Source organism: Paenibacillus sp. EC2-1, from assembly GCF_049311625.1.
Classification (GTDB): domain Bacteria; phylum Bacillota; class Bacilli; order Paenibacillales; family Paenibacillaceae; genus Paenibacillus_AQ.
Genome location: NZ_CP186006.1, coordinates 479,596 through 501,325 on the forward strand (window position 1 = coordinate 479,596; position 21,730 = coordinate 501,325).

Sequence of the window (21,730 nt, forward strand, 5' to 3'; positions counted from 1 at the left end):
GTTGATTTTGTTTAATTCATGTGGTTTTTCGTTGATTGTATGCCCTATATACATGATTGTCAATCCATATTTTACACTGCGTTTACAAAACAGCATACAAGTTTGACAGGAAACCACACAGAACTATACACTGAATGAAAACAACAACAATACACACAAAATCGACAAATTACTCATAATAGGAGGAATCAGGATATGTCCTTAACCTACGAGGAACGCAGGCAGACGATTCTCGCCCAGTTAAGTACAGAGGGGAAAGTGCAAGTTCATGCACTTGCCGAAATATTTAACGTCTCGACGGAAACCATTAGACGTGACCTGGACCGACTTGAGAAAGAAGGAAGACTACGCAAGGTGTACGGAGGTGCGGTTCAGACGCGTTCTGAATGGATCGAGCCGACCTTCATAAAGCGCTCTGAAATGTATCGAAGTGAGAAGCAATCGATAGGCAAATTAGCTGCCTCTCTTGTTAAAGAGGGGGAGACCGTCATTCTCGATAATGGAACAACAACCTTGGAAATCATGCGTCAACTAAAGGACCGTGCGGATATCACAGTTATTACGAATTCTGTTCCGATTCTTGCATGCGCATTGGAAGACTTTCAGGGGAAAATTATTTTTGCGGGTGGCGAAGTGAATATGAACTATCAGGCAGCGACAGGAGCCATTGCTCATCAAATGCTGGATCAGTTCAAAGTGAATAAGGCGTTTATTTCAGCAGGTGGAATCTCACTCTCTGAGGGGATCACCGAATATAACGTAGATGAAGCTTTATTATCACGAAAAATGATGCAACGAACGGAGGAGGCCATTCTCGTTGCAGATCACTCCAAGTTCGGTGTTACGACATTTGCTCATATAGCTCCCATCGAACAGATATCTATGATTGTTACGGACTCAGGCTGTTCCGAAGAATGGGTTGAGGCACTGAACAAGCTGGATGTTGAGGTTCTCCTGGGATAAGACATAGCTTGATTGATCATAGATTCTAGCACAATCACACCCCAGTCAGTATTCATATAATAGATTATCTTATCTAGCTGGGGGTGAAGCTACTTGAGCAGATTTAATCGAGAGATTGTGAGTCAGACTTATTCTAATCGAGTGTTACGATCAGAGTTTGATAGAAATTGGGTAACATCCATTTCGGAAACCGGCTATGTCATCTACACGGCTACTTCTAATCATGCAAAAGTGGAAGTATTACTTGAGGGTGGTTCGGGCAAACGTCTGATCTTCCGCAAAGGTGGCAAGGTGCTGGTAGGTGGTGGCGGAGTGAGCCACTACAGTAAACCCCATGTCGTTATTAGTCTGTGAAAGTGAGAAAAGAGACAGATCGGAGATATTTCTTCGATCTGTCTCTTTTTTATACCTAAGTAAGGTAGAGAATCGTCGTATTCTGCGGTCGAAAAGTATCAAATATACAAGAATGAAATCAGAATTTACATGGTTAGCCCTTACCCCATGATATAACATAGGGGTGAAATCGATGGCTGAAGACAGTATTCAGAGGGGGCTTTAAAGTGGCAAATATTAAAACAGAGGCTATTTTTTATCCGGACTATGCAGGATCGAAGGCTTACCGTATTCCATCCATGATTACAACGAGTAAAGGGACCATTATCGCGGGCATTGATGCTAGAATTGCCGATTCTACAGACAATCCGAATGAGATTGATGTGTCGATTAGACGCAGTGAGGATAATGGAAAGACGTGGGGACCGATTCAAAAGCTCGTTGAGTATGCTGGAGAAGGGCTTGATGGGGCAGCGGCCATCGATACTGCAATCCTGGAGGATGAAGAAACGGGAACGCTAATGATGATTTTCAGTCATACACCTGGCGGAATTGGACTTCATGCTAGCGATACGGGCGTCGGTTTTGACACCGCTGGACGCAGGAAGTTATACGACCTTGGGGGTCAAATGTTCTTCCTCGCTGAGGATGGTTCGGTACTGGATACTGAAGGGAAGACGACAGCCTACCGTGTAGATGAGCAAGGTTATGTATTCCTTGATGGTGAAGCCAGAGGAAATATATATTATAAAAAAGGAATTGATCCACAAGAAAGTCTGTTAGAGGCTCGGACATCATTTTTACAGATCATACGAAGCAACGATGACGGGGTAACGTGGTCTAAACCAGAGGAATTGAATCCGAAGGTGAAAGAAGAGTGGATGCGGTTTATTGGGAGTGGACCAGGTCGCGGTATTCAGATGAAGAACGGTGAGAAGGCTGGGCGATTGTTATTCCCCATCTATTTCTCCAATGAAGGCAGACATTTGTCATGCTGCTGTATCTATAGTGATGACCACGGTGTAACGTGGCAGCGGGGAGCATCACCGAATGACGGAAGACAGTGGAATGGCGAGATATTGACGGCGGAGACGATCTATGACGGCAAGCACTATTTGACGGAGTCCCAGCTTATTGAACTGCCGAGCGGAGAGCTTACATATTATATGAGAAATCACTATGGATTACAGAGAACAGCTGTTGCAACCAGTACCGATGGTGGAGAAACGTGGGGCGAGATTACGTTTGATATGACACTTGTAGATCCAATTTGCCAGTCTAGTGTGATTCGCTACCCAGATACTGGAGATGGTAAGGTGCGCGTGCTCTTCTCAAACCCAAATCACGAGGATTATAGAGTTAAAGGAACGGTAAGGCTTAGTGAAGATGGCGGAAAAACGTGGCCTTACAGCAAGGAGATTGAAGAAGGCGGTTTCAGCTATTCTTGCTTGACGGTGTTGAGTAATGGAGACATCGGTATTCTATATGAACACTTATATGATTCCTCCAACTGGAATAACATGAACATTCAATTCGGAACATTCACGTTAGATTGGTTGAAATCGTAAAGGGCTTGGCCTAAAGGTTTACACCTTCGAATAACAATTCGGGGGTGTATTCTTTTTTGTCTATAAAACTAAAGGAGTTAGCATCATGTCATTATTTTCCTTTGACAGACATGGAGTGGATTTTTTATAGTATATGTAACCGGTTACGGAAACATGGTTTCGAAGATACAAAATAAGGAGAGGAAGTATTGAACAATAACAATATTTATCTCATCTGAAAAGAGAACCCATTGTCATAAATGTGGAACCGGTTACACATTTTTATACAGGCATATCATTTACCACAATTGCGGAAGCTGATAATTGTGTATCACAAGTTAAAGTAACAATACAGATGGTATGTCACTTTGCAGCAAGTATGTTTGTAACAAAATTCGGTGCACAAAATGCCGTCACTACAAGGTTGTAAGATTTTATGAGCTGAGCATAAAAGGCAGGCGAATGTTAGATGCTAAGGAAAGAATTAGATGCATTGACTCCCGAATTGTATATTGAACTTCGACGAAAAGTTGAATTTGAAGATTACTCTATTGAAGATGTTACTCAAGCTTTAGAAAAAACACTCTTTTCCGTTGTTATATATGATGATGACGTACCTGTAGGTATTGGTCGAATTGTAGGCGACGATCGGATTGTGTTTTTCATAAAGGATGTCGTGGTTGATCCGAGCTACCAGAATAAATCGATTGGTACTGCGATCATGAAAGCTTTGATGGAGTACATTGAGGGAAAGGCCTGCAACAATGCCTATGTAGGTTTAATGTCTACACCGAATAAAGAAGGTTTTTATAAAAAATTTGGATTTATAGAGCGTCCAACCGAAAAGTACGGTCATGGGATGGTCAAGTTTGTAAATCGCAATATTGATAATTCATAGGGGGATGAATGAACATGTTGAAAAGACCAATTATTATTGACACAGATCCAGGAATTGATGATGCAGTAGCCTTGGCGATTGCCCTATATAGTGAAGAGTTAGATGTAAAACTCATTACAACAGTCGTTGGGAACGTTGGCCTTGATAAAGTGACTTACAATGCTTTGAGACTTCTTAAATATTTCAAGAAGGAAGTTCCGGTTGCCATGGGAGCAGCAGCTCCATTGATTCGTGAAACAGAAGATGCAAGTGATGTGCACGGTGTTAGTGGAATGGAAGGCTTTGATTTTGAAGAACCTACAAATGATCTGCTTCTTGAAGAGAATGCGGTCAATGCCATGTATAGAGTGATTAAAGAAAGTAAAGAGAAAGTAACGCTTGTTCCAATTGGTCCTTTGACGAATATAGCACTATTGTTGAAGGTGTATCCTGAAGTGAAAGAGAACATCGAGGAAATTGTTCTAATGGGTGGATCGGTCACTCGTGGTAACAAAGGCGTGATGTCCGAATTCAACATTCATGTTGACCCTGAAGCAGCTCAAATTGTATTTGATAGTGGAGTTCCTATTGTGATGGCAGGACTAGATGTTGGTTTGAAAGCCCTTGTACTGCCAGAAGATAGCGCGAAGTTGGAAACAATGAACGATGTTGGATTTATGCTTCACAGCCTCTTTAAACGGTACCGTGGTGGCAGCATGAAGACAGGTCTAAAGATGTATGATAGCTGTGCAATTGCCTACCTATTGAAGCCTGATATGTTCGAGACGGTTGATACCTACGTTGGTGTGGAGTTGAACGGTAGCATGACAGCGGGAGCAACCATTGTGGACTTGAAAGGATATTTGAAAAAGCCGAACAATGCCAAAGTATGCCTGGATATCGATCAGCAGATGTTTCGCGAATGGTTGCTCGATAGCCTGAGCAAATGCAACTAACTACCGACACCTAAGGAGTGCTTACGACGATGGATTTAATTATGTATGGATCTGCGATATTGGCGATTTGTATCATTGTATATATGCTAATCAAGCAGATGGATATCAAAATAACTCTATTCTTTATCGGGATTGCATTGATGTTTATCGCAATTATGATGGGGAATGGAATTAGCGCAAAAGACTTTGAGTCAACAGGAGCCGTATGGTTAGATCCACTGCTCGCGATCACCGATCAGTTTAAGTCATCCCTGACTTCAGCCGGCTTTATCATTCTCGTGCTTGGTGGATATACAGCTTATATGTCCTATATTAATGCGAATGATGTAACGGTTAATGTACTAACTAAACCACTAGGGAAAATTAAATCGGTTTATGTTTTAGTACCCGTTGTTTTCTTGCTCGGTAACTTATTGTCTCTGGTCATTCCAAGTGCATCGAACTTAGCGATTATCTTGCTGGCGACGCTATTCCCAGTATTGAAAAAAGCGGGTATGTCTACTCTGTCTGCAGCAGCGATCATCGCAACATCTGCAACGATTGTACCTACGCCAATGGGTGGGGACAACGTGGCTGTAGCAACAGAGTTGGCACAGCATGCTATGTTCGCGAATATGACAGTAACAGATTATGTGTTCCGTTATCATGCGCTGGTATCCATTCCTACGCTAATCGTCATCGCGGCTACACATTACTTCTGGCAGAAACGTATGGATAAAAAGATGGGTATTGATACGGACCATGCGGAAGTGGAACTGAAAGATGTACAGCTAGTATCTGGTGGTAAACTGTTCACAGCTGTATATGCTTTGCTTCCTGTACTTCCGATCCTGTTCCTGATCGTTATCTTTATTCTTCAATCCGTATCTGATCTCACGATCAATGTGAGTGTTGAAGTTGTTACCTTGTTATCCTTCGCTATTGCGATTATCTGTGAATTGATTCGTAAAAGAACGCCGAAGGCTGTACTTGATGGTACAGAGCATTTCTTCAAAGGAATGGGTGGCGCAGTACCTATCGTTGTTCTTCTCGTTGCGGCATCCGTATTCGTTACAGGTCTTAAATCCATCGGGATTATTGAAGCGCTCGAATCAGCAATGGTTGGAATTCAAGGCTCCAACCTTGGATTTATCCTTCCGCTCATTCTCGTTGGACTAACCGCTCTGATCGTTATTCTAAGCGGAAGCGGAACGGCACTCTTCTACTCCATGGTACCGCTTATGGTACCTCTTGCTGAAGCAGCTGCCATTAATCCGATTGCTGTTACAATTCCAATGGGTCTGTCTGGTAACCTGTTAAGAGCCGTTTCTCCAGTAGCTGCCGTTGTACTGATCGTTGCTGGATCGGTGAAGAAGAGTCCAATTGAGATTGTGAAGCGGACATCGGTACCGATGATTGTTGGTGTGGTCTTTATGTTCGTCCTTTCCATGATCATATTCCTGTAAGAGCATCATCTTACCGTAGCAATAAGCTATTAAATTACGTATACACAAACAACTAAATTTTGTTTAAGAACAGCCACTGACGAAGATACGTCCAGTGGCTGTTCTTATTTTTTTTAATGGAGCTATTCAATGGAGGTCGCTATAATAATGAAATAGAGTTTGGGCCAAGTGAAAGAATAAGTTCAGACAGGGGTAAAGGGAGAGGACAGATGATGTTGAGGATAAGTGATTTCAAGATAGCTCCAAAGCGCCTTTGGCCTAAGACCTTACGTGGTAGACTTAGTATTCTTCTCGTGATTAGTGTCTTGATTCCCGTCGTATTGATTGGATTTATATCTTTTCAGTGGATGTCTTCGGTCCAAACCACAAAGATTGATGAAGATTTAGCGAGCAGTGTTACGTCTGGAAGAGAATCTATTGAACGAATTCTGAACAACCTCAGTGATGCCTCTCAGATGCTTACATTTGATAGTAGTACTGGACAAGATGTCATAGAGTTCCTTCAAGCAGAAACGCCGTATGACCGAGCTGTGCTTTTTAAAGCTATTAATAAATCCATGAATCTCATTAATCTGTCGAATCCAAGTCTGGGACAAATGATATATTATTTTCCTGAAGAAGAGACAGTATATCGGTTTGAGAATATGCCAATAACGGAGCATATAAATCTCGAAATACTGCCATTATTCTATCAGGCAAATCGTATTGCTTATTATGGTCCACATCCATCGGTAGCCAAGGGGGCCGAAGACCGGCTTGTCTTCTCGATTATGCGTGAGGTAAGCGACGACTTTCCGAATACATATGTATATGTTGAGACTAGGGCAGACAACTTCAAGGAAATATTACCTCCTAGTCAGCTTGGAATGAAGGCGCTTTATTTTCTTGTGAATCCGAGCGGAGAGGTAGCGTACAGTAACGATCCTAAGCTTGTCTTTCTAGGTCAGCCGTTGTCAGCTGCGAACAACTTAAGTGAGAATTATCAAATCTATGAATCTTCTAACCGAAATGGATGGACCCTTGTGATGGCTGTTTCTAAGCTCGAGTATGAATCGGAAACGAACAAATGGCTGAGGCAATACATCTATATTTCAGCATTATCGCTTGGCCTTGGCTTGATCTTTGCTATGGTCATCTGGCGTATGGTGTATCGCCCACTTCAGATCATCACGAAGGAAGTTCGTTTGTTTACCGGACAACAACCCGTTGATTCTCCAACGGTTCAGACGGGGTTGGATGAATTCGATATTCTGTTAGAGCGATTCTACGATATGCGGAATAGACTTATAGAGTTGATTGGGGAGATCAAATATGAGGAAAAGCGTAGAGGTGAAATGGAGATTGAAAAATTATTAGTTCAAATTAATCCGCACTTTCTTCATAATACGCTAAATACGGTCCAGTGGCTGGCACGCATCCACCGTCAACCGCAGATTGATCGCTTGGTCTCGATCTTTACGCGTGTGCTGCATTACAACTTGGGAAAGCAGAACATCATTGTTCGAGTTAGCCAGGAAGTAGAGGCGCTGTCCAATTACATTGAACTGCAGAACATCCGATATAATTATATATTTCAAGTAAAAGTGGATGTCGATCCAGTTTTAATGGACGTTGCTATTCCCCGTTTTATTTTACAGCCTTTAGTTGAGAATGCCTTGTACCATGGACTCCCTGATGATAAGGGGGAAATATCCGTTGTGATCCGTCAACTGAATGAGAACCAGTTCGAAATGCGTGTGTCGGATAATGGGACAGGCATGGATCAAGAGCAATTGCAGCAATTGTTAAGTGAAAAAGGGAATAAGGAACATAAAGCTGGGCTCGGGATTGGGCTGAAATACGTGATTAAGTTAATTGAAGTTTATTATAAGGAACAAGCGCACTTTGATATGCAGAGCGAACAAGGCAAGGGGACGGTTGTGTCGCTAATATTACCGCTTCACATTGAAGGAGTGTCATTTGATGATAAGAGCAATGATCGTAGATGATGAACATTTAGTTCGTGTCGGATTAAAAATGACGATGCCATGGGACAAGTTCGCAATTGAGGTAGCAGGTGAGGCCAGAAATGCCGAGGAGGCACTCGCACTGCTCGCGAAGGAATCATTTGATTTAATGTTTATTGATATTTCAATGCCTGGGATGAATGGTCTTGATCTTCTAAATGTAATCCGTGCAGAATATCCGGATGTTTCAACCGTCATATTGACCTGTCATCAGGAATTTGAGTATGCACAGAAAGCACTTCGCTCTGGGGCTATAGATTATTTAGTGAAGACCCAACTGGAGCTAGACGTTATGGAGCAAGCCCTGGAGCGAATCGTTTCGCATTTAGCTGAGGTTGGCGTCCAGCAGGATGTAGCTGTGAAGCAAATTGAGCCCGCCCATTCATACGAGAGTTTGAAGGAGTTATGGCTTCAGGTGAAATGGTTTATGGATGACGACTTGTTCATTCAGATGGTAACTTCAATGGATCAGCATAAAGGAGAAGTCCCTGCTTCTGTACTTCAAGAAGCCTCTGCATACTGGACAGATTGTCTTCCGGTTTATGGGGATATTTTTGAACAGGAATCGATAAGTGAGGAAATAGACAAGCAGCCTATTCTGCAGTGGTTAAAGGAAACTCGGAAAGCAGTGGTTGGCCGGTTGATCCGAACGAACTATACAGAGGAAGTAATCAAACAGATATTACTTGCGGTGGACTTTATCCATCAAAGTCATGGAAAGCAGCTGTCCCAAGCAGAATTATGTGTATACGTAAGCATGAGCCGTAGTTACTTCAGTAAATGCTTTAAAGATATAATAGGCGTCTCATTCGCTACATACATTCAAAATGTTGGTTTGAATCGTGCTAAACACCTTTTATTAGAGACGAACTATCCCGTTTACCGGATCGCTGAAGAGGTTGGATTTCAAGACGAGAAGTACTTTAGCAAGCTATTTCGGGAACGGACAGGCTTGTTGCCAAGTCAGTATCGCACTAGCATGAGATGATGGATCGAACGTGTGAATGAAGCGCAGGCATTCAGCCGGTTGCTTCTTTTTTTTGCAGTGCTTACGGGGGAAAATAATCTATTAATGGTGTGTTAATTGTCTTGAGCATATCCTAAGTCGGCATAATCTGAGCACAAATTTCACCGATAGTGAGGACATTCGACTTTCCCGTGCATAGAGATAGCGGTGGTATACTTTGCTCAGAGATGAATTAGACATCGCTTAATCGCGAAAATGAAAGGGGTTTCAGAGATGAAGAAAAAGGGGACAATATTGCTTTTATCTCTTATGTTACTTTTGACTACAGCATGTTCGTCTGGAACGAAAGATAGCGAGAAGGGGAAGGCAGAGGAAACTCCTGCAAAGGTGGAGAACGCAGATCCGTTCGGTCCTCTTCCTGAGAAAGTAACCATAAACCTGTCGAAAAGTGAGGGGGACATCAATCTAAATCTGCCTTCAGGCGACACAATTAATGATAACGCATGGACACGGATGATAGAAGAAAAGCTGCAGGCAGATTTAAACTTTGTATGGACCGTAAAAAGAGGAGATCCGTACACTCAAAAGTTAAAGCTTGCTATTGCTAGTAACGACCTTCCTGATGTCTTTCTTGTAGGGTTTGATGAGTATTTAGAGCTCGTTAAGAATGATATGATCGAAGATTTGACGGGCGTAATGGATGCCTACGCTTCCGAAGGGCTAAAGGAAATGTATACCTCGGATGGTGGTAAAGCACTCGAAACCATGAAGGTAGAGGACAAAATCTATGGTATACCGTCCATGGGAACCATTGATAATAACTCCCCGGTTGTGTGGGTACGTCAAGACTGGCTCGACAAGCTTAAGCTAGAAGCTCCAACGAATATGGAACAATTGAAGAAAGTGACAAAAGCATTTATCGAACAGGACCCGGACGGCAATGGTCAAAAGGATACGACGGGGCTTCCTGGACAAAGCACCTTCTTCAAAGCGGATATGTTTGCGTTTGATGGAATTTTCAATCAGAATCAATCGTTCCCCGGGTACTGGATAAAAAATCAGAGTGGAGAAATTGTATACGGCTCCACTACACCAGAAACGAAAGAAGCGCTCGGTATCCTTCGTGATATGTATGCGGAAGGTCTCATTCACAAAGAATTCGGAGCCATGAAATATGATCAAGCATCGCAGTTGGTTGTAAGTAATAAGGCTGGTATTTTCTTTGGCTCATGGTGGGCAGGTTGGTCCCCGCTGTCTGACTCGGTTAAGAATGATCCGAACGCGGTGTGGCGCGCTTATACGGTAAAGGCATCTGAAGAGGGTCCTTATTATGCGAAACAAGAAAGACCGATCGGTAACATTTTGGTTGTAAAGAAAGGCTTCGCGTATCCAGAAGCAGCTGTAAAAATCATTAACTGGCAAATAAAAATGCAATATGAAGATAAATCAATCGATCCATACAAAGATCTTGATCCGCAAGTACACGACAATGCACTTCCAATCGATATCCAGTTGTGGCGTGCAGACGAAGTACTGAAACTGCATGAGTTGGTCATGAAGATTGCAGCTGGCGAAACTATCGATGAAGCAACTTACGATGGGCCTAAATATTTGATCGAGGATGCAACAAAGGTAGCGGAACAATGGATGAAAGGCGAAGATTGGCTGAAACAAAACGCAGATAAATTCGGTGAACCATTCTCCCGTGTCAAAGGCGTTGAGCCACTCGTAGCTGAGAAGAATATCGAGCGTGTATATAGTGAGTTCTACAGCAAGACCAAAACAATGGAACGTAAATGGGTGAACCTGACGAAACTTGAAGAAACAGCATTTATGCAAATCGTATTAGGTAATAAGCCACTCGATTACTTTGATGAGTTTGTAGCAGAGTGGAATAAACAAGGTGGAAGTCAAATTACCGAAGAAGTTCGCGAGCAGTTGAAATAAATCCCGTAATCAGTAGCCAAGAGCCTAGATCAGGTTCTTGGCATCTGATGGCTTAGAAGGAGGAACCCATTGATCATGAAAAAACGAACATCTATGCATTACCACCTGATGCTCTTCCCTGGGATATTACTTCTGCTGATTTTTAGTATTTATCCGATGTTTGGTATCGTTATTGCATTTCAGGATTTCAGCCCAGCTAAAGGGTTCTGGGGTTCCGAATGGGTAGGACTAGAGAATTTTAAGTACATGCTTGAGATTCCAGATAGTAAGCAAGTGTTTCTAAACACCATATTTATTGCCGTTATGAAAATTATCGCTGGATTAGTTGCTTCTCTGACTTTTGCTTTGCTATTAAATGAGCTCAGAGTTCGATTCTTTAAGCGTGCTATACAGACTATTGTGTATTTGCCTCACTTTATCTCATGGGTATTGATTGGTGGAATCGTAGGACAGATGCTGTCACTCGATGGAATTATCAATCAGGGGTTAGAGTATATCGGTGTCGAGCCCATCTTCTTTCTCGGAAGTAACGACTGGTTTCCATTTGTCATCGTAGGAACCGATGTTTGGAAAGAGTTTGGCTTCTCTGCCATAGTGTTCCTGGCTGCGTTAACCGGTATTAATCCGGTCATGTATGAAGCTGCAGAAATCGATGGAGCAACAAGATGGCAGAAATTACGTTTCGTAACTCTGCCTGCAATTTCGGCAACCATCATTCTAATTGCGACACTTAGTCTTCAGAATGTATTGAATGCGGGATTTGAACAGGTATTCAACCTGTATAACACGCTCGTGTACGAGTCTGGCGATATTATTGATACGTATGTGTACCGAATGGGTCTTATTGAATCTCAGTATGAACTGGCTACAGCTGTAGGTACACTGAAATCCATCGTGAGTTTGATTCTGATTTACATTTCATATCAGTTGGCTGCAAAATTTGCGAATTACCGAATTTTTTAGCGGGACAGGAGGATCACATCTATGGTTTATGGAAAAGGAACGCTCAATCGTGTTGTCGATGGAGCCATTCTAGTTATTCTATGCGGCATCGCTGGCCTCAGTTTGTTTCCGCTGTTACATATCCTTGCCATTTCATTTAGTGACAAATCAGCTGTTGCCGCAGGGTCCGTCATTTTATGGCCTAAAGGTGTAAACTTAGCTGCTTATCGAGCTGTGATTGAGGATGGAGCATTCTTTACAGCTTTCTGGGTTTCTGTGAAAAGAGTACTCCTCGGAGGGATCATTCAGTTCGTCATGACTGTTCTGATGGCCTATCCGCTCTCACGTGAAGTACATGTATTCCGTTCTCGGAATGTTTATATGTGGTTTGTCGTATTTACAATGTTGTTTAGTGGTGGGTTGATTCCTTGGTATATGACCATCCGTGATTTGGGCTTGCTCGATTCTATATGGGCATTAATACTCCCAGGTGCAGTTCCCGCCTTTAACGTGATTATCTTGATGAACTTCTTCCGGGGGATCCCGAAAGAGCTGGATGATGCGGTCACCATTGACGGCGCTGGACCTTGGCGCACACTACTGACGATATATGTCCCACTGTCCTTACCAGCTCTGGCGACGGTTACGCTGTTTAGCATTGTGTTCCATTGGAACTCTTTCTTTGATGGACTTATTCTGATGAACGATCCATCGAATCAGCCTTTGCAGACGTATTTGAATCAGATTGTCGTTCAGTTTAATAATTCAAGTGCGAACATGACCGTTGATGAGATTGAGAGACTTGCGAAGCTTTCGAACCAGACTGTCAACTCAGCTAAAATACTTGTCAGCATGATCCCGATATTAATTATCTACCCACTGCTGCAAAAGTACTTTGTTAATGGATTAACACTAGGATCTGTTAAAGAGTAGTGGTGTCAAGAACATATGGATCAGAGTAAAGATGAATATATACGTAATGTAAGAGCAGCCTTTATTGGCTGCTCTTTTTTTGTCGACTATTGACAGCCTCAGGAAATATGTTCATGATTCGTGGGAGAAATGTGCTAGTGGATCTAACTTTAGAGGAGGAAGAATCTTTTGGCTGATAATGTACTATTGCAGACACTTCGTTTGAATTATATCTATTCTGAAAAATATGCATTTCCCAAGGGCTGGAGCTATTATGAGTCATCCATACCGTATTCCATGATTCGGTACATTGAGAAGGGGAAAGCATCGTTTACGATCGACGATACCCTCTATCAGCTTGAGGCCGATGATATTATTTATATTCCCGAGGGATGCAGGCTTGAATGCGAGGCTTTGACCGATGACTTCACGTTTATTAGCATCCGCTTCTCAGCGGCATTTTCGCTAAGTGATAGTGATTTCTGGTCCAGTATTATGGGCTATGATACCAAAATCAAATGTACGGACCCACTCATCAAGCGATTTTTTGACAGCATTATTCAAGAGAAGGATTCCTCAAAGCGGGGGAAGTTTCTATTGCTGCGAGGTTATTTGGAGATCATCCTGGGCTATGTGATCAATTCCTCTGATACAGCATTTAACCGATCTGACAAGCCGAAACCGATCAAGCAGGACAGCAGTAACAATGGCAACCGGGCTCAGATCGTTGTCGATTATATGATTCATCACTTTGACAAGAGCATCAGCATTGAAGAAATGAGCAAGATGGCTAACATGAGTTCAGCAACGCTTCGCAGATTGTTCAAACAGCATACAGGCAAATCCCCCAGTGAATTTCTAATCGAGCTGAAGATGACCGTAGCTGCACGCAAAATATTAGAGACCGACGAACGCATATCAGACATCGCCTATATGGTTGGCATCGAAGATCCTAACTACTTTTCAAGGGTATTCAAGAAGCATTATGGGGCAACTCCACATTCCTACCGTCAGTTAGCAAGGGATTAGGAATGTGAGATGTTTGATAAGTATGTGATCGATTTGTGCTATTTATGATTGGATTACTATGTTTAAGTATCCTGAAATATTAGCTATTGTTAGTAATGTAGAGATTGATCAATCGTATTTTGAAAGCGGATACTCTTATACAGATAGGAGTTTCTGTGAGGTAATTGAAGAAGGGAAACTTCGCGTATTTTCTTCTGAAGTCCTTCTAAGTAAGTTGGGTTTGTGGGTAGCACTTTCTGATTACGTGTTTGATTTATTCTATTCAGAAGAGAGGTAGGTCAAGATACATGAGGAGAACACGAACCTTGATATTCACTATATTCTTGATGTTATTCACAGCTGCCTGTAGTAAAGAGCCTGAGGCTTTGCCGCCACCTAGCACGAATGGAGATTTACAAGGTGAAATTGTGTTGTGGCATTCTTTCACACAGGGAGCCAGGAATGAGTTTATGAAGAATGCGGCTGATGCTTTTATGAAAGAGCATCCCGGTGTAAAGATCACGATTGAAACATTCGCCTGGTCTGAATTTTATACGAAGTGGACTACAGGTCTTCAATCTGATCAGGTGCCAGATGTCAGCACGGCTTTGCCGAATCATGTGGTGGAGCTGCTCGATGCCGATGCCATTATTCCTATCGATGATGTGATTGATAATATCGGAAGAGATAGATTTTATGAGGCTCCGCTGAAAGAAGGCAGCCTGAATGGAAAGAACTATTCCATTCCGATTTATTCCCACGCACAGGTGATGTGGTACCGCAAGGACCTGCTAGAGAAGGCGAATCTGGAAGTTCCTAAGACATGGGATGAGCTCTTCGAGGCTGCGGTTAAGCTGAATGATCCACCGAACGTGTATGGCTTGTCCGTTCCTTTGGGCATGGGGGACATGCTAGCAACCCGCTTCCTTAACTTCTATGTCCGTTCAGCTGGAGAAACCCTCATCACAGAGGACGGGAAGGCGAACTTGACGAGTAAGGCGGCTATTGATGGGATTAACTACTGGGTGAATATGTACAAATCTACATCGCCTAATGGGTCGTTAAACTTTAAGACCTTAGATCAATCCACGTTATTCTATCAGGGCAAGACTGCTTTTGATTTCAATAGCGGCTTTCATATTGGCGGGGTGAAGACCAATTCACCAGACTTGATTGACGATATCGAAGCAGCACCTATGCCAAAGATCCATGCCGATGATCCAGAGGTGGGCATTGAAACTTCGAATATTCCAATGATCGTATGGAAGAATAGCAAGCACCCTGATATTGCGAAAGCTTTTGTTGAAAGTTTATACGAAAAAGATAATTACATCGATTTCTTGCACTCGGTTCCAGCGGGAATGTTACCTGCGATGAAGGACATTGCTGAAGATCCTGCTTTCCTTAATGAACCAACGATTCAAAAGTTTCGCAGTAGCGTTGATATCATTAGCAATGCAGTGAACAGAGGAACGGCAATCGGAATGGAATATGAACCTACGCTTCCATCCGTGATTGTCACAACGCAGAACGTAATCGAAAAAATGTTCCAGAATATCATTTTGAAGAATGAATCCGTACAGGAAGCTGCGGAGAAAGCAGAAAGAGAATTGAACGGTTTGATTGAAATATCGAAATCGTAAAGCGGGGTGAGACAGGTGAAAGCGATGAGTGCTAAATTCAAGAACATGAACATAACCGGCTTATTATTTGTTATCCCAGCAGCATTGGTCGTCTTCCTACTACTGATCTATCCGATCCTATCGAGCATCTACTACAGTTTTACCTCTAAGCACTTGATCAAAGCAACCTACGACTGGGTATGGCTGAAGAATTTCCAATTCGTGCTGACGAATCCGGATTTCTATACTGCATTTCTTAACTCGATAAAATGGACGGTCTTCTCTATTGCAGGGCAATTACTTGCAGGGTTTGCGACTGCTCTTGCCCTGAACAAAATCCCGAAGTATTCTGGTTTTTTTCGAACACTGCTCATTATCCCATGGGCATTCCCGGCAATCGTTATAGCATTCTCATGGAAATGGATATTCAATGATGTATACGGTTTCATTCCAAATCTGTTAACAAGCATGGGCATTACAGATTATAACGTGAACTTCTTTGCGGATCCGGGATTTGTATTCGGGGCTGTTGTGTTCATCAATATTTGGTTCGGAGCACCCTTATTCATGGTCAACATATTATCAGCACTCAAGACGATTCCTTCAGATCAATATGAAGCTGCGGTGATGGATGGAGCAACCGCTTGGCAATCATTCTGGTCCATTACGGTGCGTCATATCCGGGGAGTCATCGGGCTGCTGCTCGTGCTTCGAACGATTTGGGTATTCAATAACTTTGATCTGCTGTACTTGATTACAGGCGGAGGTCCATCGGATCTGACCACGACCTTGCCGATCTTTGCTTATCGGGCAGGTTGGGGCATGAAGCAACTGGGGGTATCTTCTGCGATCACCATCATTCTGCTGTTGTTCCTACTGACACTGTGTTTCTTTTACTTTAAGCTGCTGAATAAATGGGAGAGGGAGGATCACTAATGACGAACGTGGGCCGTAGCAAAATAGGTATAGCAATGCTGTATGTGTTTCTCTCTCTAGCATCGCTTGTGGCTGTATTTCCTTTATTGTGGATCATCTTATCCTCTTTCAAATCTGCTGGAGAAATGGCTAGTCATCCGTTATCGTTCTTTCCTCAAGTCTTTACATTTGAGTATTACGACCGGGTACTGAACAACCTCAATTTCACGACCAACATTAAGAACAGTATCATCATATCGTTCGCGACAACACTTATATCCATTGTTATTTCTGCCTTAGCTGCTTACGGGATTGTTCGGTTCTTCCCCAAGGCAGGAAAAAAGATGACCAAGATGTTAATCACCACGTATATGTTTCCACCGATTCTACTTGCAGTACCTTATTCCATCATCATTATGAAACTAGGTCTGGTGAACACATTTCTCGGACTGATCATTACGTATTTGTCTTTCTCAATTCCGTATGCGGTCTGGATGCTGATCGGTTTCTTCCAGACGGTTCCGCTAGAGATTGAAGAAGCTGCCAAGGTAGACGGTGCAGGAAAGATGAGAGTGTTCATTCAAGTTGTTCTGCCCGTGGTGTCGCCTGGTGTCGTAGCAACAGCCATTTACACGTTCATAAATGCATGGAATGAATTCCTGTTCGCGCTTCTATTAATCAGCAGTTCTGGCAAGATGCCAATATCGGTTGCATTGTACTCGTTAAATGGCTCTGAAATCCTCGATTGGGGAGAGATGATGGCTGCTTCTGTTATTGTCATTTTGCCTTCGATCGTATTCTTCATGCTCATTCAGAAGAAAATTGCGGGCGGCTTAGCCGACGGATCTGTGAAATAGGTATCTAACATGAATACAAGATAAATATAAAAAAGATGGATATGGAAGGAGTTATTAAAGTGAAGAAACAAGTGAATTACGGTATCGTAGGTACAGGATATTTTGGAGCAGGGTTAGGTCGATTGCTGGATGAATTGGAAGGGGCAAAGGTCACTGCCGTATATGATCCTGAACATGCTGAACCTGTCGCGAAAGAGCTGAACTGTGAGGTGGAGCCAAGTATTGAAGCGCTGTGTAAGAGAGCAGATGTGGATGCAATTATTGTAGCTTCACCTAATGGATATCATAAACACCCTGTGATTTGTGCTGCTGCGAACGGAAAGCATGTGTTCTGTGAAAAGCCGATTGCTCTATCCTATGAAGACTGTAATGAGATGATCGCGAAGACGAAAGACAAAGGGCTTATTTTCATGGCGGGGCATGTGATGAACTTTATGCATGGTGTGCGTACAGCGAAGCGGTTAATCAACGAAGGGAAGATTGGTGAGCTTCTATTCTGTCACGCAGAACGTAATGGCTGGGAGGAACCTCAGGAGGAAGTCAGCTGGAAGAAGAAGCGGGAAATATCCGGGGGACATCTCTACCATCATATCCACGAGCTGGACTTTATTCAATTCTTGATGGGACCCGCAGAACGCGTATCTATGATCGGTGGTAACGTAGCCCATCAGGGAGAGCGGTTCGGGGATGAAGATGATATGCTGCTTATTTCGCTGGAATTCGCGGGCAATCGCTATGCAACCCTGCAATATGGATCGGCGTTCAGATGGAGTGACCACTATGTGAAAATACAAGGAACCAAAGGTGCTATTCTTATCGATCTACAGGATGTTAAAGTTGTACTTAAGACTCCTCAAGGTGAAGAACGGTTCTTGCTCCATGAGAGTCAAGAGGTGGATGATGACCGTACCCGTATTTACAAAGGCTTAGAGATGGATGGTGCGATCATGTACGGCAAGCCTGACCGGACACCTCCGCTGTGGCTGCAAGGTATTATGAAAGAGGAGATGATCTATTTCCATAACATCATGCAGGGTCACGAGATTGAGGATGAGTTTAAGCCATTGCTGGATGGAACAGCAGCCAGAGCATCTATTGCAACTGCCGATGCGCTTACGTTATCGAAAGAAGAGGATCGAAAGGTAAGTGTGAGTGAGATAACGAATAAAGAGGCGGTGGCGAAGTGATTTTCGGGAAAATTTCAGACGCTGGGAAGTATAAGTTTGATCATCCAGCCCTTCAAAATGCAGTCGAAGATATGATGTACCATCTTCATGAAGCGGCGCCAGAACAGAGTTCTTTTAAGAAAAATGTGGCTGTCTTTACAACCACCCCGAAGGCAGAGAAGCGTTACGAGGCACATCGGAAATATATTGATATTCATGTTGTTCTGGAAGGTAAGGAGTATGTAGAGGTTAGTCATGTAGAGCATCTCGTAGACCAGACGGAGTATAACGCAGAATCGGATATCTGGTTCGGGGATGTTAAGGCAGACGCCAAGTTTAGCGGTTACTTAGAGCCGGGATATTTCCTAATTTGTTTCCCAGAAGATACACATCTGGTTGGTGCACATGAGGATACAGCTGAAGAAGTGCGCAAGATCGTTTATAAAATCGCCATCTAATCAAAGGCGCTGTGGAGGATGAGGAGATATGAGTACAGGGAATGTTGCTGCATTTGAAGGTGTTTATGTAGCCATGTATTCTGCATATGATGCAGAGGGCCGCGTCGATGTGGACCGAGTGAAGAAGCTAGCTCGTTATTATGTAGGAACCGGGGTAAAAGGTTTATATGTTGGGGGAAGCTCAGGCGAAGGCATATTGCAGAATGCAGAGGAAAGAAAGCAAGTCGTAGAGGCTGTTATGGAAGAAGTGAAAGGCGAGCTGACCGTGATTGTCCATGTAGGTGCGAACTCTACAATGGAAAGTGTGGAGCTGTCGCAGCACGCGGAAGCATGTGGAGCCGATGCCATCTCAGCGGTCCCATCGATTTATTATCGTTTATCCGAATCTGCCGTGGAGAATCACTGGCAGCATATGATTGATAGCACGAATCTTCCTTTCATTATATATAATATTCCGCAAACAACAGGTTTCCAATTGTCCGTGAATCTACTCAAGAAGATGGCGCAGCAGGAGAAGGTCATCGGTGTCAAAATGTCAGGGGAGAGTACATTTGAACTCCAGCAGTTTAAAGATGCAGGTGGTGATGACTTCCTTGTATTCAACGGACCGGACGAGCAGTTCTTAGCGGGAAGAATCATGGGCGCAGATGGCGGAATTGGCGGTACCTACGGTGTGATGCCAGAGTTGTTCTGTAAGCTAAACACGCTCTATAAAGAAGCTCGCTTGGAAGAGGCCAAGGCACTTCAAACGGAGATCAATGCCATCATTAAGCAGCTGCTGAGCTATCCGTCCTTGTATGGGGCTTGTAAGTACATATTGAGCCTAAGAGGCATTGAAACAGGTCATCCGCGCTTGCCTATGCTGCCTGTTCGTGAGGAGGATCATGCATCCTTGGCGGCGTTGAATCAGAAGATTGAAGAGACGATGAAACATATCGTTTCTGTGTAGAGGATCGAGAATTAGAGACCCGTGACCGGGTCTCTTTTTTTGTGGTAACGTTGGTTTACTGCACTTAGCATTTTGAAAAGTCTGGAGATAAAAACACGTAAGTGTCACATTTTTCTATTCCTAATTGTTATATAGGTGCTTGAAAGGAGGTGCTCATTTTGGAATCCACATATCACCAAAATACGAGAAGTAGTGATCATTTAGATGTAGAGAATACGGTTTTATCCATCCAACAAGGTGAAATAGAGCAATACAGAGTCATCATTGAACAATATCAGAAGCAAATGTATGTGTATTGCTACTATTTGTTAGAACAGACTGAAGATGCACAGGATGCAGTTCAAGATATTTTTGTAAAAGCGTATCAGCATTTGGATAACTATAAGCAGACCGTTTCTTTCTCGGCATGGATGTATAGGATTGCTTACAACCATTGCATGAATCTCAATAAGAAGAGGTATCGAGATATCCGCCTACTACAGGTGTTCAAGAATACATATCAAACGATTATTTATCCTAGACGGAGTTCGATAGAAGAAGGCTTAGAATCTTTATTAAGTCTCTTATCTTTTAAAGAGAGACATCTCCTGCTTTTACGTGCTGTTGAAGAATACTCATTCGAGGAAATTGGACATGTCATGAACATCACACCGGCTAACGCGCGGAAAAAATATGAGCGTATTCGAAAAAAGCTTGTTCAAAAAAACGAAGAAGGAGGTTACCTTCATGAACAATCACTTAAAACAACCAGATGACGAGCTTGTTGGAGTGATCAGCATGATTCGCAATAAAAAAAGTTCAATCGATGTTACGGATCAGGTGATGTCCCGGATTTACAAACATCAATCAGATCACAAAGGAAAGGTAGGTCTGAAGAAGAATTTCAAAGTGACAACGATTATTGTAACAACAGCATTTATGATTATGGTAGGGAGCGCCTTTGTGTCCCCAACGATGGCTGATTCTCTGCAGCAAGTACCCGGAATGAAAGGGATTTTCAAAATTGCGGGTGATTTGGGATTGAAAGTAGCCTCGGAACAGAATCTAATGGATACGCCGAATGTAAGTGTCGTTCATGATAATACCACTTATACGGTTCCGGAATTAATATTTGATGGTTCACGCGTGACTTTAAGTATTGAGCGTTCCAAAGCGGATAGCGATATACAATATGATAATCGTTTGATTGATGCGATTAACAAGATTGATATCAAAATTAATGGTCGCGATTTACGGAAGTATGATTCCGATAAAGGTAGTAGCATCGGTATATTTCTAAAGCCTGGAGCAACGGATGATTCTACATTTATCGAATTTTCGGATCTTCGAAATCAGAAGGGGATTCCTTTTCCAGATGCCTTTGAGTTAACGCTTAGTTTCAATGTAGAGGAATCCAAAGACCCCCTATTATTCACTATACCTGTAGTCAAGAATAATGAGAATATTATTGAAATGGTACCCAACGAAACAAGAACGCATGGGATATACACATTAACGATTAGCAAGATTGAGCTCTCGCCCGTAACGACTAATATTACGACTAAACTATCCCTGACGGGTGCTAATGATTCATTAAAGACAAGCATTGATTATGATGTGTTTGATGAAAAGGGAAATCAGATTAAAGTGATCAGTGGGAATGGATCTGGAGGGGATGAACGTATGTCCGATATGCGATTTGAACCGTTCACCACGACACCTGAGAAATTGATTATTAAACCCTATCAATATGAAATAAGCGATAAGAAATCGGGGCAGTTTGTAGTAGATGAGAATGGAGAGGCGGTTAAGCATTATATCCCTGAACTTGATTTTGAGATTCCGATTGAAGAGTAGATAGGGATAAAATGAGTGTGAATA

Annotated in this window: 20 protein-coding genes; all 20 read left to right on the top strand. The window is 42.8% G+C overall.

Annotation, left to right across the window (positions count from 1 at the left end; all coding sequences use genetic code 11):
* Nucleotides 1-195 precede the first annotated feature (195 nt).
* The 20 genes from ACK8P5_RS02320 to ACK8P5_RS02415 all read left to right on the top strand — a co-directional run bounded on the left by ACK8P5_RS02320 (nucleotide 196) and on the right by ACK8P5_RS02415 (nucleotide 21,706).
* Nucleotides 196-963, top strand: coding sequence for a DeoR/GlpR family DNA-binding transcription regulator (locus ACK8P5_RS02320; protein WP_422659399.1), 768 nt, complete (start codon nucleotides 196-198; stop codon nucleotides 961-963).
* A 93-nt stretch (nucleotides 964-1,056) separates the two neighbouring features.
* Complete coding sequence (locus tag ACK8P5_RS02325) at nucleotides 1,057-1,317, top strand: hypothetical protein (RefSeq protein ID WP_422659400.1); 261 nt, start codon at nucleotides 1,057-1,059, stop codon at nucleotides 1,315-1,317.
* A 206-nt stretch (nucleotides 1,318-1,523) separates the two neighbouring features.
* Nucleotides 1,524-2,864 (top strand): sialidase family protein, encoded by a 1,341-nt coding sequence (locus tag ACK8P5_RS02330; RefSeq protein WP_422659401.1) that lies wholly within the window; start codon nucleotides 1,524-1,526, stop codon nucleotides 2,862-2,864.
* A gap of 448 nt (nucleotides 2,865-3,312) precedes the next feature.
* Complete coding sequence (locus ACK8P5_RS02335) at nucleotides 3,313-3,741, top strand: GNAT family N-acetyltransferase (protein WP_422659402.1); 429 nt, start codon at nucleotides 3,313-3,315, stop codon at nucleotides 3,739-3,741.
* A 14-nt stretch (nucleotides 3,742-3,755) separates the two neighbouring features.
* Nucleotides 3,756-4,676, top strand: a complete 921-nt coding sequence (gene rihC, locus ACK8P5_RS02340) for a ribonucleoside hydrolase RihC (protein WP_422659403.1) — start codon at nucleotides 3,756-3,758, stop codon at nucleotides 4,674-4,676.
* Nucleotides 4,677-4,705: 29 nt separating this feature from the next.
* The gene (gene dcuC / locus ACK8P5_RS02345; RefSeq protein ID WP_422659404.1) at nucleotides 4,706-6,121 is read left to right on the top strand and encodes a C4-dicarboxylate transporter DcuC; all 1,416 of its coding nucleotides are present in this window, start codon (nucleotides 4,706-4,708) and stop codon (nucleotides 6,119-6,121) included.
* A gap of 209 nt (nucleotides 6,122-6,330) precedes the next feature.
* Nucleotides 6,331-8,109, top strand: coding sequence for a sensor histidine kinase (locus tag ACK8P5_RS02350; protein WP_422659405.1), 1,779 nt, complete (start codon nucleotides 6,331-6,333; stop codon nucleotides 8,107-8,109).
* Entirely contained in the window at nucleotides 8,084-9,115 is a 1,032-nt protein-coding gene (locus ACK8P5_RS02355) for a response regulator transcription factor (RefSeq protein WP_422659406.1), read from the top strand. Before ACK8P5_RS02350 ends, ACK8P5_RS02355 begins: the two co-directional genes overlap by 26 nt.
* A gap of 252 nt (nucleotides 9,116-9,367) precedes the next feature.
* On the top strand, nucleotides 9,368-11,041 hold the full coding sequence (locus ACK8P5_RS02360) for a hypothetical protein (protein ID WP_422659407.1): 1,674 nt from the start codon (nucleotides 9,368-9,370) through the stop codon (nucleotides 11,039-11,041).
* A 72-nt stretch (nucleotides 11,042-11,113) separates the two neighbouring features.
* Nucleotides 11,114-12,004 (top strand): ABC transporter permease, encoded by an 891-nt coding sequence (locus ACK8P5_RS02365; RefSeq protein ID WP_422661342.1) that lies wholly within the window; start codon nucleotides 11,114-11,116, stop codon nucleotides 12,002-12,004.
* 21 nt (nucleotides 12,005-12,025) lie between these two features.
* The gene (locus ACK8P5_RS02370) at nucleotides 12,026-12,916 is read left to right on the top strand and encodes a carbohydrate ABC transporter permease (protein WP_422659408.1); all 891 of its coding nucleotides are present in this window, start codon (nucleotides 12,026-12,028) and stop codon (nucleotides 12,914-12,916) included.
* Nucleotides 12,917-13,084: 168 nt separating this feature from the next.
* On the top strand, nucleotides 13,085-13,924 hold the full coding sequence (locus ACK8P5_RS02375; RefSeq protein WP_422659409.1) for an AraC family transcriptional regulator: 840 nt from the start codon (nucleotides 13,085-13,087) through the stop codon (nucleotides 13,922-13,924).
* A gap of 305 nt (nucleotides 13,925-14,229) precedes the next feature.
* Nucleotides 14,230-15,546, top strand: coding sequence for an ABC transporter substrate-binding protein (locus ACK8P5_RS02380; RefSeq protein ID WP_422659410.1), 1,317 nt, complete (start codon nucleotides 14,230-14,232; stop codon nucleotides 15,544-15,546).
* Nucleotides 15,547-15,552: 6 nt separating this feature from the next.
* Nucleotides 15,553-16,461 carry a carbohydrate ABC transporter permease gene (locus tag ACK8P5_RS02385; RefSeq protein ID WP_422659411.1) on the top strand — a complete coding sequence of 303 codons (909 nt, stop codon included), beginning with the start codon at nucleotides 15,553-15,555 and terminating at the stop codon, nucleotides 16,459-16,461.
* Nucleotides 16,461-17,297 carry a carbohydrate ABC transporter permease gene (locus ACK8P5_RS02390; protein ID WP_422659412.1) on the top strand — a complete coding sequence of 279 codons (837 nt, stop codon included), beginning with the start codon at nucleotides 16,461-16,463 and terminating at the stop codon, nucleotides 17,295-17,297. Before ACK8P5_RS02385 ends, ACK8P5_RS02390 begins: the two co-directional genes overlap by 1 nt.
* A 59-nt stretch (nucleotides 17,298-17,356) precedes the next feature.
* A complete protein-coding gene (locus tag ACK8P5_RS02395; RefSeq protein ID WP_422659413.1) occupies nucleotides 17,357-18,484 on the top strand; it encodes a Gfo/Idh/MocA family protein in 1,128 nt (375 codons plus the stop codon).
* On the top strand, nucleotides 18,481-18,921 hold the full coding sequence (locus ACK8P5_RS02400; protein WP_422659414.1) for a YhcH/YjgK/YiaL family protein: 441 nt from the start codon (nucleotides 18,481-18,483) through the stop codon (nucleotides 18,919-18,921). Before ACK8P5_RS02395 ends, ACK8P5_RS02400 begins: the two co-directional genes overlap by 4 nt.
* Before the next feature lie 28 nt (nucleotides 18,922-18,949).
* On the top strand, nucleotides 18,950-19,870 hold the full coding sequence (locus ACK8P5_RS02405) for a dihydrodipicolinate synthase family protein (protein WP_422659415.1): 921 nt from the start codon (nucleotides 18,950-18,952) through the stop codon (nucleotides 19,868-19,870).
* Nucleotides 19,871-20,028: 158 nt separating this feature from the next.
* Complete coding sequence (locus ACK8P5_RS02410) at nucleotides 20,029-20,625, top strand: RNA polymerase sigma factor (protein ID WP_422659416.1); 597 nt, start codon at nucleotides 20,029-20,031, stop codon at nucleotides 20,623-20,625.
* Nucleotides 20,597-21,706, top strand: coding sequence for a DUF4179 domain-containing protein (locus ACK8P5_RS02415; protein ID WP_422659417.1), 1,110 nt, complete (start codon nucleotides 20,597-20,599; stop codon nucleotides 21,704-21,706). The genes ACK8P5_RS02410 and ACK8P5_RS02415 overlap by 29 nt, the downstream gene beginning before the upstream one ends.
* Nucleotides 21,707-21,730 lie beyond the last annotated feature (24 nt).